The sequence below is a fragment of the Methylobacterium sp. WL6 genome (assembly GCF_008040095.1).
Classification (GTDB): Bacteria; Pseudomonadota; Alphaproteobacteria; order Rhizobiales; family Beijerinckiaceae; genus Methylobacterium.
Genome location: NZ_VRVH01000087.1, coordinates 1 through 15651 on the forward strand (window position 1 = coordinate 1; position 15651 = coordinate 15651).

The 15651-nt window shown below is 70.4% G+C and carries 12 protein-coding genes; 6 read left to right on the plus strand and 6 right to left on the minus strand.

Features of this window, described 5'->3' with window-relative positions:
* The 3 genes from FV230_RS13645 to FV230_RS13655 form a co-directional block, all read left to right on the plus strand.
* Positions 1-1383 (plus strand): hypothetical protein (locus FV230_RS13645; RefSeq protein WP_210248628.1); only part of this gene is annotated, 1383 nt, incomplete at its 5' end.
* 325 nt (positions 1384-1708) lie between these two features.
* Positions 1709-4069: a TonB-dependent siderophore receptor gene (locus FV230_RS13650; RefSeq protein ID WP_147842768.1), complete on the plus strand. Its 2361-nt coding sequence runs from the start codon at positions 1709-1711 to the stop codon at positions 4067-4069.
* Between the two features lie 11 nt (positions 4070-4080).
* Positions 4081-5649, plus strand: coding sequence for a PepSY-associated TM helix domain-containing protein (locus FV230_RS13655; RefSeq protein ID WP_147842769.1), 1569 nt, complete (start codon positions 4081-4083; stop codon positions 5647-5649).
* Positions 5650-5710: 61 nt separating this feature from the next.
* Here FV230_RS13655 and murI read toward each other — a convergent pair whose 3' ends face one another.
* Positions 5711-6589, minus strand: a complete 879-nt coding sequence (gene murI, locus FV230_RS13660; RefSeq protein WP_147842770.1) for a glutamate racemase — start codon at positions 6587-6589, stop codon at positions 5711-5713.
* A 255-nt stretch (positions 6590-6844) separates the two neighbouring features.
* Here murI and egtB point away from each other — a divergent pair, with 255 nt between their 5' ends.
* Positions 6845-8107 carry an ergothioneine biosynthesis protein EgtB gene (gene egtB, locus FV230_RS13665; RefSeq protein ID WP_147842771.1) on the plus strand — a complete coding sequence of 421 codons (1263 nt, stop codon included), beginning with the start codon at positions 6845-6847 and terminating at the stop codon, positions 8105-8107.
* A 23-nt stretch (positions 8108-8130) separates the two neighbouring features.
* Positions 8131-9105, plus strand: coding sequence for an L-histidine N(alpha)-methyltransferase (gene egtD / locus FV230_RS13670; RefSeq protein WP_147842772.1), 975 nt, complete (start codon positions 8131-8133; stop codon positions 9103-9105).
* Positions 9106-9213: 108 nt separating this feature from the next.
* On the opposite strand, the gene FV230_RS13675 is transcribed toward egtD, so the two are convergent.
* The 5 genes from FV230_RS13675 to FV230_RS13695 form a co-directional block, all read right to left on the minus strand.
* Positions 9214-10521, minus strand: a complete 1308-nt coding sequence (locus FV230_RS13675) for an NAD(P)/FAD-dependent oxidoreductase (RefSeq protein ID WP_147842773.1) — start codon at positions 10519-10521, stop codon at positions 9214-9216.
* A 46-nt stretch (positions 10522-10567) separates the two neighbouring features.
* On the minus strand, positions 10568-10840 hold the full coding sequence (locus tag FV230_RS13680) for a hypothetical protein (RefSeq protein WP_147842774.1): 273 nt from the start codon (positions 10838-10840) through the stop codon (positions 10568-10570).
* 157 nt (positions 10841-10997) lie between these two features.
* Entirely contained in the window at positions 10998-13478 is a 2481-nt protein-coding gene (gene clpA / locus FV230_RS13685; RefSeq protein WP_147727264.1) for an ATP-dependent Clp protease ATP-binding subunit ClpA, read from the minus strand.
* Between the two features lie 26 nt (positions 13479-13504).
* Positions 13505-13921 carry an ATP-dependent Clp protease adapter ClpS gene (clpS, locus tag FV230_RS13690; RefSeq protein ID WP_243933045.1) on the minus strand — a complete coding sequence of 139 codons (417 nt, stop codon included), beginning with the start codon at positions 13919-13921 and terminating at the stop codon, positions 13505-13507.
* A gap of 153 nt (positions 13922-14074) precedes the next feature.
* Positions 14075-14452 (minus strand): phasin family protein, encoded by a 378-nt coding sequence (locus tag FV230_RS13695; RefSeq protein WP_187275494.1) that lies wholly within the window; start codon positions 14450-14452, stop codon positions 14075-14077.
* Between the two features lie 298 nt (positions 14453-14750).
* Between FV230_RS13695 and FV230_RS13700 the strand changes: the two genes are divergently transcribed.
* The coding region (locus tag FV230_RS13700) for a D-alanyl-D-alanine carboxypeptidase family protein (protein WP_147727266.1) at positions 14751-15651 on the plus strand (901 nt) is incomplete at its 3' end.

Genomic DNA, 15651 nt, shown 5'->3' on the forward strand with positions numbered 1-15651 from the left:
CCCCCTCCGCCGAGAACCTGGCGGCACGTGCTCGGCCTCGCGGCGCCGCCGGCCCCCGTCGCCGACGACGCGCGATCCCCGGAGGAGCGCGCGCTCGCCCATTGCGCCGCATGGTGCGTCCGCGCCGCGGCCAGCGAAAACGCGCTCGAGCTTGCGGCGAGCGCCGCCCTGCACAAGGTCGCGTCGGGGATCGTCCGGCATCGCGGCAAGCTCGTCGGCGACCGCGCCCTGCTCGCGAACCTCGCGACGACGCTCGTCGCCAACGACGAGGGCAGCCGCCGGATCGGCTGCCTGATCGAGCCGTGGTTCGCCGAGGCCGTGGCGCGGGAGGGCTACGTTCCGGTCCGTGCGCAGGCCGCGCCGATCGTGATGAACGTCAAGGGCGCCTCCGCCTCGGGCAAGAGCACGATGCGTCCGCTCCAGCGGGCGCTGGCCCGGCGGCTCGGCGAATCCTGGTCGGATTTCGCGGTGATCACCCCCGACATCTGGCGCAAGTTCCTGCTCGACTACGATTCGATCGGCGATGCGATCGGCTATGCCGGCACGCTCACGGGCCACGAGGTCGAGATCGTCGACCGCAAGCTCGATCGCTACATGGCGCGCAAGGCCCGCGAGGGGCGGATGTCGCATCTGCTGATCGACCGGTTCCGATTCGACAGCTTCAACGCGGATTCGCGCACGCAGGACGGCAGCCAGTTGCTGACCCGCTTCGGCCACCGCGTCTTCATGCTGTTCATGATCACGCCGCCTGACGCCACCGTCGAGCGCGCCTGGATCCGCGGGCGGATCTTCGGCCGCTACAAGGCGGTGGACGATCTTCTCGCCCACAACGTCGAGGCGTTCACCGGGATGCCGGAGCTGTTCTTCACCTGGGCGGCCAAGGCCGGCAAGCAGGTGCATTACGAGTTCCTCGACAACAGCGTGCCGCAGGGCGAGCGCCCGCGCACGGTCGCCTTCGGCGAGAACGGCGACCTCACCGTGCTCGATGCCGGCTGCCTCATCGACATCGCGCGCTACACCAAGATCAACATCGACGCGCTCTCGCCGGCGGAGGTCTATCCCGACGCCGCAGCCCTGGCGCCGGAACGGAACACCGGCTTCCTGCGCCAATGCGCCCGGCGGCTGCGCTCGGTCCGCTTCGCCGAGGCCGGCTCGGGCCGGGTCTATGCCCGTTTCGAGGCGGGGCGCCTCGCCTGCCTCGACCGCGCCGCGTTCGACCGCGCCTGCCACGATCCGGAGACCCGCGCGGCGCTCGCGGCCTTCGGCGCCGAACGCCCCGAAGCGGTGCCGGTCTCCGACGTGCCCCCCGAGATCCTGTCACAGGACCGGACCGAGACGCTCGGCGCCTGGGTCGATCCGAGCCGGATGACGGTCCCGGCCTGACACGATCCTTCGCGGCGTCGCAACCGTGGGGTGTTACCGATCGGTCACAACGGCCGCTCGGTTTTCATCGTGAGTTGTGGCGCGGTGCCGCTGGTCTCCTCCATGGAAACGGTGCCGAAACGGGCTGTTCCCCTAGGGGCGTGATGCTGGCCGCCGCCCAACACCCCGTTCCAGCCTGGAACGTTTCGAAGTTACCCTGGAATGTTTCCATAAGATAGAAATTGTGTTGCCGCGAGAACTTACCGATAACCCGATCACGCCGCCGTGATGCGCAAGTCCACGCGTCGGGTCTCTGCTGTTTCGTGTCGCGTCTAGGGTCGGCAAGATGATTAATTACTGTCCGTCCGTCCTGCGGTCCGCGTCCGCACGTCGGTGCCGCAGCGCTCTGATCGTCGCTCTTCTGTCGACGACATGCGCGATTTCGGTCGCGTCCTCCGCCTCGGCCCAGCCCGCGCAGACGACCGACATCGAGCTCGGCGAGCTGAGCGTCACCGGCGAGGGCGCCGGCCGCAGCCTCGGCGGATCGCTCTACGGTCCCGGCGGCGCGTCCGGTGCCGTGCCCGGCTACGTCGCCAGCCGCAGCACCGTCGCCACGAAGACCGACACGCCGATCGTCGAGACGGCGCAGTCGATCTCGGTGATCGGGCGCAAGCAGATCGAGGATCAGAACGCGCTCACCATCAACCAGGCCCTGCGCTACACGCCCGGCGTCACGACCGAGCAGCGCGGCGGCGCCGGCTCGACCCGGCTCGAGCAGTTCCTGATCCGCGGCTTCAACGCGCCGGTCTTTCTCGACGGCATGGCGCTGATCGCCAGCCGCGACGCCAACGCGACGATCGATCCTTACCGCCTCGAGCGGGTCGACGTGATCAAGGGGCCCGCCTCGGTGCTCTACGGGCAGTCGGGGCCGGGCGGCATCGTCAACCTCGTCTCGAAGGTCCCGCAATTCGTCCGCCACGGCGAGGTCTTCGTCCAGGGCGGCGGCTTCAACGAGGTGCGCGGCGGCATCGACGTCGGCGGCCCGATCCAGTCCGAGGTGCCCTGGCTCGCCGACCAGTTCGCCTACCGCCTCGTCGGCGCGGGCTGGAACGGGGACGGCCCGGTGGACACGACGCGGGTCGAGCGCGCCCTGATCAACCCGAGCGTCACTTGGCGGCCCTCCACCGACACCCAGCTGACGATCATCGGCAACTACCAGCGCGATCCGTTCTCCGGCTTCTACGGCGGCTTCCCGGCGGTGGGCACCGTGTTTCCGCGCAACTTCGGCAGCGGCGTGATCGGGCGACTGCCGGTGAACTTCTACGACGGCGACCGCAACATCGAGCGCTCGGACCGGACCCAAGCATCGATCGAGTACCTCTTCGACCACCGCTTCAACGAGAACCTGCGCTTCCACTCGGCCGGGCGCTACCTGCGGACGCAGGGCGATTACCGCAGCGTCTACAGCGCGTTCAGCCCCCGCAACGGCCCGTTCGCCACCGGCCCGCTGCTGCCGCGCGCCGTCATCGGCAACATCGTCGCGGCCGAAGCCTACACGATGGATTCGAACGTCGTGGCCAACTTCGACACCGGCCCGATCGCCCACACGGCGCTCCTCGGCGTCGACCACCGCACCTTCAGCACGCGCGCCAGCGGGACGCCGTTCCCGAACGCGCCGGACCTGAACGCGCTCGCGCCGAACTACGAAATGAACATCCCGTTCCCGGCCATCAACACGACCTCGCGCGTCGACGCGCAGCAGACCGGCGTCTACTTCCAGGATCAGATGAAGGTCGACGGCCTGATCCTGACATTGGGCGGGCGCTACGACGTCGCCCGCCAGACCGGCCCGACCCGGTCGTTCACCGCGACGGGAAGCACGCTGACGCTGCAGGACGCGGCCTCCGACGCCTTCACGGGCCGGGCGAGCCTGCTCTACCTGTTCCAGTCCGGCGTCGCGCCGTACGTGTCCTACAGCCAGGCCTTCGAGCCGATCGTCGCCGGCCGGGTGTTCGACACCGCCTTCGGCACCGTCGGGCGCGTGCCCGACCCGCAACTCAGCGACCAGTACGAGGCCGGCATCAAGTACCAGCCGCCGGGCACCGACATCCTCCTCACCGCCGCATTCTTCGACATCCGCCAGTCGAACCGGACGACGGCCGACACCACGCTCGGCCGCCCCACCGGCTTCGTGCTGCAGACCGGCGAGGTCGGCGTCCAGGGCGTCGAGTTCGAGGCGCGGGCGAACCTCACCGAAGGCGTGACCCTGATCGGCGGCTTCTCGCTCCTCGATATCCGCAACGTCCGCGACGACGGCCGGACCGCCAACGACCTCGCGCCCGGCCAGACGGTGCCGCTGCAGGGGCGCCGCCCGGTGCTGGTGCCGGATTCCACCGCCTCGCTTCTGGCGACCTACCGCTTCCTCGACGGGCCGATGCTCGGCCTCGAGGTCGGCGGCGGCGTCCGCTATCTCGGCCCGTCCTGGGGGGACGCGGCCAACACCTTCAAGGTGCCGGAAAGCGTGCTGGTCGACGCCGTGGTCTCCTACGACCTGAAGAACCTCGACCCGACGCTGGCCGGCTTCTCGATGCAGCTGAACGCCAACAACCTGCTCGACGACACCTACGTCAGCGGCTGCAACGGCTACACCAGCTGCTATTACGGGCTGCCGCGCACGGTCTACGCCACGCTCCGCTACCGCTGGTAGGACGCGAAACCATGCGCAACGGCTTCCGGCAATCGATGGCGTGGCTGCACGCCTGGTCCGGCCTCGTCGTCGGCTGGGTGCTGTTTTCCGTCTTCGTCACCGGCACGGCGAGCTACTACCGCTCGGAGATCTCGCAATGGATGCGGCCGGAACTGAGGGCCGGGGCTCCGCTGAGCCCGGCCGCCCTCGGGCACGCCGCCGACCTCGCCCGCGCCCATCTCGAGGCGCAGGCGAAGGGCGCGCGCAGCTGGTTCATCACCCTGCCGAGCCCGGACCGGCCGACCCTCGACCTGTTCTGGCGCCGCAAGCCCGGCACCCCGCCGGGCCAGGCGATGCTCGATCCCGCGACCGGCGCCGCGGTCGCCGTCCGCGACACCCGCGGTGGCGACTTCCTCTACCGCTTCCACTTCGAGCTCAGCATGGCGCCGCTCTGGGGCCGCTGGATCGTCGGAATCTGCGCGATGATCATGCTCGTCGCGCTGGTCTCCGGAATCGTCACCCACCGGCGGATCTTCGTCGACCTGTTCACCTTCCGCCGTCACGCCAAGTCGGCGCAGCGCGGCTGGCTCGACGCGCACAACGTGACCGGGGTGCTGGCGCTGCCGTTCCACCTGATGATCACCTATACGGGGATCGTGACGCTGGCGCTGATGTACATGCCCTGGGGCGTCACCACCGCCTATCGCGGCTACGCGCAGGCCTTCTTCGCCGAATCCGGCCAGATCACCGCCGCCCGCCCGCCCGCCGGACGCCCCGCGCCGCTCGCCCCGTTCGGCCCGATGGTCGAGCGCGCGCTCGCGATGAACGACGAGCCGCTGGAGCGGATCACCGTGCAGAACCCGGGCGACGCCAACGCGACGGTCGTGGCGGTGTTCGAGGAGCCGCATGGCCTGAGGCACCGCCATCCGCAGGTGGCGTTCGACGGCACCAGCGGCGCGGTGATCGAGACCTTGGGCGCGATGAAGCCCGCCGCCGGCACCTTCACCGCGATGGTCGGCCTGCACGAGGCGCATTTCGCCGGGCCGGCCCTGCGCGTGCTGTTCTTCCTCAGCGGCGCGATGGGCGCGGCCATGGTGGCGACCGGGCTGATCCTCTGGACGGTGGCGCGGGTGCCCAAGCCCGGCACCGCGACGCGGGCGCACCTCGGGATGCGGCTGGTGCAGGCGCTCAACGTCGGCACCATCGCCGGGCTGCCGATCGCCATCGCCGGCTACTTCCTGGCCAACCGCCTGCTCCCGCTCGGGATGGCGGAGCGCAAGGAGGCCGAGGTGACGGTCTTCTTCGGCGCCTGGATCCTGGCCACGCTGGTGCCGCTGGCCCTGCCGCCGCGAACCGGATGGACCGCGATGCTCGCGACCGCGGCCGCGCTGCTCGCCGCCGTGCCGGTCGTCGGCGGGCTCGCCACCGGGCGCCACCTGCTCGCGAGCCTGCGGGCCGGCGACGCGGCGTTCTACGGGTTCGATCTCGCGCTGCTCGGGCTCGGCGCCGCCTTCGCCTTCGCGGCCTGCAAGGCGGCGGGGCTGCGCCGGCGACCGCTCGCCGAGCGACCGCGGCCCGGCGCCGTGGCGGCGCAGCACTGATCGACGGATTACTTGCGGTTGCGCGCCCCGCCGGCCTCGCCGGCCAGGCGGCGGCGCGGCGCTACTGCAGCGTCAGCGGCATCGGGTCGACGCCGATCGACGGGATGCCGCGCCGGTCGAGCGAGGCGCGCAGCGCATCCGTGAGCGTCGCGCCGCCGGTGAAGGCGCCGAGCACCGGGCCCTCGTCCGAGCGCGCATCGCGCGGGGTGCTGCCGAGAAGCTGCGTCACCCGGCGCGCGATGGCGGGCGCCGGATCGATCCAGGTGACGGGCCAGGGCGCGAGCCGCTCGAAGCGGGCGCGCAGCAGCGGGTAATGGGTGCAGGCGAGGCAGACGACGTCGGTGCGCCGGCCGTCCTCGGCCGTGACGAAGCACGGTGCGATCTCGGCGGCGATCGCCGCGTCGTCCACCGGCGTGCCGGCGAGTTCCGCCTCGGCGTAGTTGGCGAGGTTCGCCGAGCCGACCGAGGTCACCGAGCAGGCCTCGGCATAGGTCATGATCAGGTCGCGCGTGTAGGAGCGCGCGACGGTGCCGGGGGTCGCCAGCAGCGTGACGAGGCGTGAGCGGCTGGTCTCGGCCGCCGGCTTGATCGGCGGCACCACGCCGACGAACGGCGTCGGGAAGCGCTGGCGCAGGGCCGGCAGCACCAGCGTTGAGGCGGTGTTGCAGGCGATGACGACGAGGTCGGGCCGGTGCGTCGCGATCAGGCGCGCCATCACGTCGAGCACGCGCTGGACCAGGACCGATTCCGAGAGCCGGCCGTAGGGGAAGGCCGCGTCGTCCGCGGCGTAGACGTAGCGCGCGTCGGGCCGGGCCCGGCGCACCTGCTCCAGCACCGTCAGGCCGCCGAGGCCCGAGTCGAACACCAGGATGGTGGGCTCGGGCGCCGCGCGCAAAGCCGCCGCCGACAGGCTCGCTCCGGCCATCAGATCGATCCGCATCAGAACGCGTACCCCAGCATCAGAGCCCCGCAGTCTTGGACGAGAGGGTTAAGGCCATCTCACTGCGGCTGCAAAAAGGCTCGGGGATCGATCAACCGCGTCGAGCGGCCCCGCTCTACACAGACTTGCGGCGCGTCGGCCGGCATCGGTGAGCCTATTGCGAACTGAATCGTCGCGCTGCCGTTGTCGGCTGCGCCTTCGGCCATATCTCCATCAACCGCGACCGGCGGATCAACGGACGACGGGAGGACCAGCATGGCTGCGACGGCGACACTTCGCGAGACGGACGCGCCCGCTCAGGCCTTCCCGCCGCCGCCCGTCTCCGCCCGGCCGGTGGACCGGGACGCCTGGATCGCCGCCTTCCGCTTCGTCCGTGCCGAGACCGAGCGCCGTGCCGCGCCGCTGTCGCCGGAGGATCAGCAGGTCCAGTCGATGGCCGATGCCAGCCCGACCAAGTGGCATCGCGCGCACACGACATGGTTCTTCGAGCAGTTCCTGCTGCGCGAGCACCTGCCGGGCTACCACATCCACGACGAGCGCCTGCACTACCTGTTCAACTCGTACTACGTCGCCGCCGGCCCACGTCAGCCGCGGGTGATGCGCGGGCTGATCACCCGGCCGACCACCGAGGAGATCGCCGGCTACCGCGCCCACATCGACCGCGCGGTCGAGACGTTGCTGGCGCAGGCCGCGCCGGGGACGCTCGAGGCGATCCTGCCGATCCTCGAGATCGGGCTGTTCCACGAGCAGCAGCACCAGGAACTGCTGATCACCGACATCCTGCACGCCTTCGCGCAGAACCCGCTGCATCCAGTCTACGACGCCGAATGGCGTTTTCCGAAGGCGGCCAATCGTTCCGGCACGATCGACCTGGCCCACGGCATCCATCAGGTCGGCCATGCCGGCGACGGGTTCTCGTTCGACAACGAGCATCCCCGGCACGACAGCCTGGTCCTGCCCGTGTCGATCGACCGGGCGCTCGTCACGACCGGCGACTGGCTGCGCTTCATGGAAGATGGCGGCTATTCCCGCCCCGACCTGTGGTTGTCCGACGGCTGGCTCGCGGCGCAGGCCGAGGGCTGGGAGGCGCCGGGCTACTGGCAGCCGGGCGAGCCGGGCTGGACCTGCATGACGCTCGGCGGCCGGCGCCCGATCGATCCGGCGCAGCCCGTCACCCACATCAGCTACTACGAGGCGGATGCCTACGCCCGCTGGGCCGGGCGCGACCTGCCGACCGAGTTCGAATGGGAGGTCGCCGCCCGCGACGGCGGGCTCGACGACGCGTTCGGCCTCGTCTGGCAATGGACCCGCAGCGCCTACACCGCCTACCCGGGATATCGCCCGCTGCCGGGTGCACTCGGCGAGTACAACGGCAAGTTCATGTCGAACCAGTTCGTGCTGCGCGGCTCGTCGGTGGCGACGCCGGAGGGTCATGCGCGGCTGCCCTACCGCAACTTCTTCTATCCGCATCAGCGCTGGCAATTCACGGGCCTGCGCCTCGCGCAGTCCCGCGCCTGACGTCGCATCCCGGAGTACCGCGCGTGACCATCAAGCCCGTCTTCGCAGACGCGACGCCGCTCGCCCACTTGCCCGACGACCGGGCGTTCCTCGAAGACGTGCTGGCCGGGTTCGCGAAGCCGCAGAAGACCTTGCCGGCGAAGTACTTCTACGACGCCGTCGGGTCCGACCTGTTCGAGCAGATCACGCGGCTGCCGGAATACTACCCGACCCGGACCGAGCTCGGCATCCTCGACATGCGAGGCGCCGAGATCGCCGCCGCCCTGCCGCGCGGCGCCGCGCTGGTGGAGTTCGGCAGCGGCTCGACCGTGAAGGTCCGTCGCCTGCTCCGGCACATGCCGGACCTCGCGGCCTACGTCCCGGTCGACGTGTCGGAGACGTTCCTGCGCAGCGAGGCGGCCGCGCTCCAGGGCGATCATCCCGCCCTGCGCATCGCGCCGATCGCCGCCGACTTCACCCAGCCCTTCGCCCTGCCGCACGACCTCGGCGACGCGCCGCGCGCCGGGTTCTTCCCGGGCTCGACCATCGGCAACTTCGAGCCCACGGAGGCCGGCCGCCTGCTGCGCCAGTTCGGCGACGTGCTGGGGGAGGGCGCGACGCTCGTCGTCGGCGTCGACCTCGTCAAGGACGCCGCGGTGCTCGAGGCGGCCTACGACGACGCGGCCGGCGTGACCGCGGCGTTCAACCTCAATCTGCTGACCCGGATCGATCGCGACCTATCCGGCACCTTCGCCGCCGCCGCGTTCGCGCACCGGGCGGTGTTCAACCGCGCGGCCTCGCGGATCGAGATGCATCTCGTGAGCCGCGCCGACCAGACGGTGACGGTGGCCGGACACGCCTTCGCCTTCGCCGAGGGCGAGACGATCCACACCGAGAACAGCTACAAGTACACGCTCGACGGTTTTCGCGCCCTGGCGGCGGAGGCCGGGTGGTCGCCGGTCACGGTGTGGACCGACCCCGAGAGGTTGTTCTCGGTGCATGCCCTGCGCTTGGGGTAGGGGGCGGCTCGAGGGTTCTCGCGAGAGCGTCGCGCGTCACGGCCCCCTCTCCCGCATGGGAGGGGGCCTGCACCCCGATCCGCACGCGAGATGCGCGTTCGATCCCCCTCAGCCCAGCATCCGCAGGACGGCCCGCGCGGCGCGTTCGCCGTCGAGGGTTGCGCCGCCGACCGTCATGGCGCCGCCGCCCGCATAGGCTTCGCCGGCGAGGAAGATGCGGTCGCCGATCGCCGCCTGCAGGGCTGTCCGGGCGTCGGCATGGCCGGGATGGGCGATCGCGTAGCTGCCGCGCGCATGCGGATCGGTCCACCAGCCGGCAAGCTTGCCTGCCGTCACGGCGCCGCGCGCCTGCGTGCCGAGGATCGCCACCAGCCGGTCCGTGACCTCGGCGACGGCCGCCGCTTCGCCGAGCTCGCACAGGGCACGGGATCCGTCGCCGCCGATGTTGGCCACCGCGAGCGGTCGGTCGAACGGCGAGACCTCGAAGTAGATCGTCCGGTCCTGGTCGCCGCGGTGTGCCACGGACACTGCGTCCCCCACCGCCTTCAGGTCGATCCGGGCGGGATCGAGCCGGAGGCCGACCTTGCTGTAGGCGCCCATGCCGAGGCCGCCGAGCGCATCCCGCGTCGGGGCCGGCAGGTCCGGCGTGAAGCGGATCGTGCCCGCGGCCAGCACGCCGACTGGAACGGTGAGGATCACCGCCGCGGCGTCGAGCGTGCCGCCGGGCGTCGTCACCCGCACGCCCTCGCCGGTCCAATCGATGGCGGTCGCGGCCGTGCCGAGGGAGACCGGCATCGTCGCGAAGCGGCGCCGGACCAGGCTGCCGTAGCCGTCGAGCCACAGGTCGGTGCCGGACCACAGCCGGTCGTAGTCGAGCACCGAGACGCGCTCGGGCTCCTCGCCGAGCGACAGCCGGGCAAGGCCCGCCGCCGCCTGCGCCATGTCCGGTCCGGCCGCGGCCGCGGCTTCGGCAAGCGACCGGTCGGGGCCGTCCACCGGCTTCAGGGCGGCGTCGAGGCCGGAGAAGGCGGCGCGGCGTCGGTTGCGCTCGGTCACGGTCGCCGGGCGCCCGTCGACGAACAGGATCCGCGCCCAGCCTTCCTGCCCGGCGATCCGCACGTTCTCGCGTTCGGCGACGGCGCGCCAGGGATTGCGCTCGGCCCAGTGAACGTACTCGGCACCGGCATCGAAGGGACAGTCCGGCCCGAGCCCGAGCTCGGTATGGGCGCGACCGCCGATGCGGTCGCGCGCCTCGATCACGGTGAAGGGACGCCCGGCCTGCCGCAGGATGTCGGCGGCCGCGAGCCCGGCCGCGCCGGCGCCGACGACGATCACCGGACCGTCGCGACCGGCCGCCCTCACGACCGGAGCCGCGAGGAGGGCGCCGATCAGCGCGGCGCGACGGGTGAGGGACATGACGGCTCCGTTCGCGCGAGTGCGTGCTGCGACCGGAGCGGCGCGATCAGGCGCGCTTCTCCATCATCGCCTTGACCTGCATCAGCTGGTCCCAGACCTGGCCCGGCGAGGTTCCCATGAACTCGAAGCCGGCATTGATACCCCAGTAGATCCCGAGGCAGATCAGCGGCACCAGCACCCAGGCCAGGATCTCCTCGCCGCGGCGGCGGCGGCTCCGGCGGCGGCGGCGCTCCTCGCGTCGGGTGACGGGCTTCGGTCGGGCGGGCGCCGCCGTGGGCTGATCGACGGGCAGGAGGGGGCCCTCATGCAGTTCGCTCATCGTCACGCCCGCTCGATCCTTCGCGGCGGCGGTCGGCCGCCGCGTCCATGGTGCAATCGTCCGCGAACCTGAAAGCCGCATTCGCCGTCATGCGCAAGGCCCCGGAGCGCGAGGCGCGCTCCGGGGCCAGGTCGATCGGGCTCACGTCGCTTCGGCGTCAAGCCCGGACGAGGGGGACTTTCGGCACCGTGCGGACGCCGCCGCCACCCGAATTGCCGCCCTTGTCGTCCTTGGGCGTCTTCTTGCGGGCCGCGGCCCGGGGCTTGGCGCGCTTGTGCTTCTTGACCGCGTTGGTCACGTCCGCCTCGGGCTTCGGCACCACGGGGCCGGCCGGGAACTCGAAGCCCAGCGTCTCCTTGCCGCCGGCCTTCGCCTCCGCATCCTCGGGCTTGCGCACGATGACGCGGACTGCGCCGCCGTTCTTCAGCTTGCCGAACAGCACCTCGTCGGCGAGCTGCGTCTTGATGCTCGACTGGATCAGCCGCGCCATCGGGCGGGCGCCCATCGCATCGTCGTAGCCGTGCTCGACCAGCCACGCGCGCGCCTCGTCCGACAGCTCGATCGTGACGTTGCGATCGGCGAGCTGCGCCTCGAGCTGGAGCACGAACTTGTCGACGACCTTGGCTACGACCTCCTTCGGCAGGTGGCCAAACGAGATGATCGCATCGAGCCGGTTGCGGAATTCCGGTGCGAACAGCTTGTTGATCGCCTCCACGTCGTCGCCCGTGCGCTTGGCCTGTGTGAAGCCGTAGGCCGACTTCGCGAGGTCGGACGCGCCCGCGTTCGTGGTCATGATGATGATCACGTTGCGGAAATCGACCTGCTTGCCGTTGTGGTCGGTGAGCTTGCCGTGGTCCATCACCTGCAACAGGATGTTGAACAGGTCCGGATGCGCCTTCTCGATCTCGTCGAGCAGCAGCACGCAGTGCGGGTGCTGGTCGATCCCGTCGGTGAGCAGGCCGCCCTGGTCGAAGCCGACATAGCCGGGCGGTGCGCCGATCAGGCGCGAGACCGTGTGGCGCTCCATGTATTCCGACATGTCGAACCGCAGCATCTCGACGCCGAGCGACGACGCCAGCTGCTTGGCGGCCTCGGTCTTGCCGACGCCGGTCGGTCCCGCGAATAGGTAGGAGCCGATCGGCTTGTCCGGGTCGCGCAGGCCGGCGCGCGCCAGCTTGATCGCCGAGGTCAACGCATCGATGGCGTTGGGCTGGCCGTAGACGACGCGCTTCAGGTTCTCGGTGAGATGCTGGAGCACCACCGCGTCGTCCTTCGACACGGTCTTCGGGGGGATGCGCGCCATCGTGGCGATCGTCGCCTCGATCTCCTTGATGCCGATCACGCGCTTGCGGCGCGCCTCCGGCACCAGCATCTGCGACGCGCCGGTCTCGTCGATCACGTCGATCGCCTTGTCGGGCAGCTTGCGGTCGTTGATGTAGCGTGCCGACAGCTCGACCGCGGCCTTCACGGCCTCGGTGGTGAACTTGAGCTTGTGGAACTCCTCGTAATAGGGCCGCAGGCCCTTTACGATCTCGATCGCGTCCGGGATCGACGGCTCGGCGACGTCGATCTTCTGGAAGCGACGCACCAGGGCGCGGTCCTTCTCGAAGTACTGGCGGTACTCCTTGTAGGTGGTCGAGCCGATGCAGCGCAGGGTCCCGGCGGCGAGCGCGGGCTTGAGCAGGTTCGAGGCGTCCATCGCGCCGCCGGAGGTGGCGCCGGCGCCGATCACGGTGTGGATCTCGTCGATGAAGAGCACCGCGTTCGGGTGCGCCTCGATCTCCTTCATCACCTGCTTCAGGCGCTCCTCGAAGTCGCCGCGGTAGCGCGTGCCGGCGAGCAGCGTGCCCATGTCGAGGGAGAACACGGTGGCGTCGGCCAGGACCTCCGGCACCTCCTTCTGCACGATCTTGCGGGCGAGCCCTTCGGCGATCGCGGTCTTGCCGACGCCGGGATCACCGACCAGCAGCGGGTTGTTCTTCTGCCGGCGGCACAGCACCTGGATCGTGCGCTGGACCTCGCTCTCGCGGCCGATCAGCGGGTCGACCTTGCCGTCGCGGGCCTTCTTGTTGAGGTTGACGCAGTAGGCGTCGAGGGCGTCGCCCTTCTTCTTCGTGCGGTTCTCGCCGTCGTCGCTCGGCCGCTCGTTCGAGCCCTCGTCGTCGGCCCCGCGCACCGGCTTCGCCTCGGAGGCGCCGGGGCGCTTGGCGATGCCGTGGCTGATGTAGTTGACCGCGTCGTAACGGGTCATGTCCTGCTCCTGCAGGAAGTAGGCGGCGTGGCTCTCGCGCTCGGCGAAGATCGCCACCAGCACGTTGGCGCCGGTGACCTCCTCGCGGCCCGAGGACTGCACGTGGATCACCGCGCGCTGAATCACGCGCTGGAAGCCGGCCGTGGGCTTGGCGTCCTGGCGTCCGTCGCCGGTAAGGTTGGAAAGCTCGGTGTCGACGTACTCGACGAGGCTGCGCTTCAGCGTGTCGATCTCGACGTTGCAGGCCCGCATGACAGCGGCGGCGTCCTGGTCGTCGACCAGCGCCAGAAGCAGATGCTCCAGCGTGGCGTATTCGTGCCGGCGCTCGCCGGCCAGCGCCAGGGCGCGGTGGAGAGCTTGTTCAAGGCTGCGTGAGAAGCTGGGCAATGCTCGAGCCTTTGTGCTGCGTGAGCCTACTTTTTTTCCATAACGCACTGCAGAGGATGTTGGTGTTTGCGCGCAAAGTCCATGACCTGCGTCACCTTGGTCTCGGCGACCTCGTAGGTGAACACCCCGCATTCTCCGACGCCGTTATGATGCACATGCATCATGATCTGGTAGGCGTCTTCGTGGGTCTTGTTGAAGAAACGCTCGACCACCAGCACGACGAAATCCTGCGGCGTGTAGTCGTCGTTGAGCAAAAGCACCCGATACAGGCTCGGCCGCTTGGTCTTCGGCTTGGTACGGGTGATGATCGCCGTATTCGAGCGATCGTCGCCGCCCGGGTCCCCGGGGTCCGAGGCGGTCGTCGTGAATCGCACCGCCTCGAGCGAAGGCCGGCCTGTCGAGTCGTGGGGATGAGCGGTGCCCCGCATCGGGACGTCTGTCATCGTGATGGAACCGGCTCCTTCGTGCCGGCCGGGGCTTGTCGCGTCGCTGCGACGGGCCCGGCCGCGTCTGAGCCAATCTAGGCGGCGGGATTCGGTTTCGCCAGTCGCCTGCGCGCAACTGTCCGGGAGCGGGCCGCCGCACCCGCAAACGGGTCAGGCGGGGGTTCGCGCCGCCGCCGCCGTGGCGGACCGGCCGGCCAGCGCCGTGAACGGCTTCGCCATGTCCTGAGCCAGCGTGGCGTAGAGGTCGCGGAAGGTCGCCGCGCGCGCCATCCAGAGCTCGCCGGAGGTCTTCACGAACGCGCTCTGGATCTCGATCGCCTTGGCCGGGCTGCCGGCCTTCACGACCTTTTCCGTGGTCGCGGCGACCTCGGCGCTGACCTGCTTGAGGAAGTCCATCCACTCGATGCCGATGGTCTGGCTGGTGCGGGCGGCGGCGCCGACGCTCTGGCTCAGCGCCGCGGCGCCGGCCTTCGCGCCGTCGAGGCCGTTGCGGACCGCGTCGGCGGCCGGGGCGTAGGATGGGGTCATGAAGGATCTCCTGCGGCGCCACGGCCTCGACCGCGCGCCCGCGAGTAATCGGGGTGCCACCGTCGTCCGGCCCGAACGGCTACGGCCCGTCACATTTGTGCACTGCAGCATCTGCCGTCAATCCGTGTTGCGATGCAAAAGTGATGCGTCGAATGTCGTCCGCTCCATTAACCGCGCCGTAACTGCATCGCCGTAGCGTGTTTGACAGACGTGATCGGGCCACGCCGCAGGGCATGTCCGAGCTGAATGGTGCGATGCAAACCGGCCGTGGCCGGTCTGTCGAGGGCAATGAGTCGTGATGCGTAGCGTTTCCCGTCGCTCCCGGACCGTGCCCACGATCTCGGCCGCGCTCGCCGCCGCCGCGGTCCTGACCGCGCTGGCGTCTCCCGCCGAGGCGCGCCGCCACGGGCGCCACGTCCGCCCCGGCGGCGGCTACAATCCGCCCTACGCCGCGATGGTGGTCGACGTGAAGTCCGGCCGCACGCTGCACGCGGTGAACGAGGACGCGATCCGGCACCCGGCCTCGATCACCAAGGTGATGACCCTCTACATGCTGTTCGAGCAGATGGAGAAGGGGCGCTTCGCCCTCGATTCCGAGCTGACGATCTCGGCCCATGCCGCAGCCCAGGCGCCGTCGAAGCTCGGCCTGCGGCCCGGCCAGACCATCGCCGTCGAGGACGCGATCAAGGCGATCGTCACCAAGTCGGCCAACGACGTGGCCTGCGCCATCGGCGAGAACATCGCCGGCTCCGAGGAGCGGTTCGCCGAGCTGATGACCGCCAAGGCGCACGCGCTCGGCATGAGCCGCACGCACTACGCCAACGCCTCGGGCCTTCCCGATTCCGAGCAGGTGACGACGGCCCGCGACCTCACCGTGCTGGCGCGCGCGATCCAGGACCGCTTCCCGCGCTACTACCGCTACTTCCAGACCCGGTCCTTCGCCTTCCGCGGCCGGACGATCGGCAACCACAACCACCTGCTCGGCAACGTCGAGGGCGTCGACGGCATCAAGACCGGCTACACCCGCGATTCCGGCTTCAACCTGATGACGGCGGCCAAGTCCGACGATCGCCAGATCGTGGCGATCGTGCTCGGCGGCAAGTCGGGCGCCAGCCGCGACCGGATCATGGCCGACCTCGTCCGCGCCAGCCTGCCGCGCGCCTATGCCGGCGCCCGCCAGGCGCCGCCGACCGTCGAGG

What these genes read in the sequence shown, in the direction of transcription:
- FV230_RS13655 (WP_147842769.1), top strand. Translation starts at nt 4,081, where the DNA reads ATGCGCAACGGCTTCCGGCAATCGATGGCGTGGCTGCACGCCTGGTCC.
- FV230_RS13680 (WP_147842774.1), bottom strand. Translation starts at nt 10,840, where the DNA reads ATGAGCGAACTGCATGAGGGCCCCCTCCTGCCCGTCGATCAGCCCACG.
- egtB (WP_147842771.1), top strand. Translation starts at nt 6,845, where the DNA reads ATGGCTGCGACGGCGACACTTCGCGAGACGGACGCGCCCGCTCAGGCC.
- clpS (WP_243933045.1), bottom strand. Translation starts at nt 13,921, where the DNA reads ATGACAGACGTCCCGATGCGGGGCACCGCTCATCCCCACGACTCGACA.
- FV230_RS13695 (WP_187275494.1), bottom strand. Translation starts at nt 14,452, where the DNA reads ATGACCCCATCCTACGCCCCGGCCGCCGACGCGGTCCGCAACGGCCTC.
- FV230_RS13650 (WP_147842768.1), top strand. Translation starts at nt 1,709, where the DNA reads ATGATTAATTACTGTCCGTCCGTCCTGCGGTCCGCGTCCGCACGTCGG.
- murI (WP_147842770.1), bottom strand. Translation starts at nt 6,589, where the DNA reads ATGCGGATCGATCTGATGGCCGGAGCGAGCCTGTCGGCGGCGGCTTTG.
- FV230_RS13675 (WP_147842773.1), bottom strand. Translation starts at nt 10,521, where the DNA reads ATGTCCCTCACCCGTCGCGCCGCGCTGATCGGCGCCCTCCTCGCGGCT.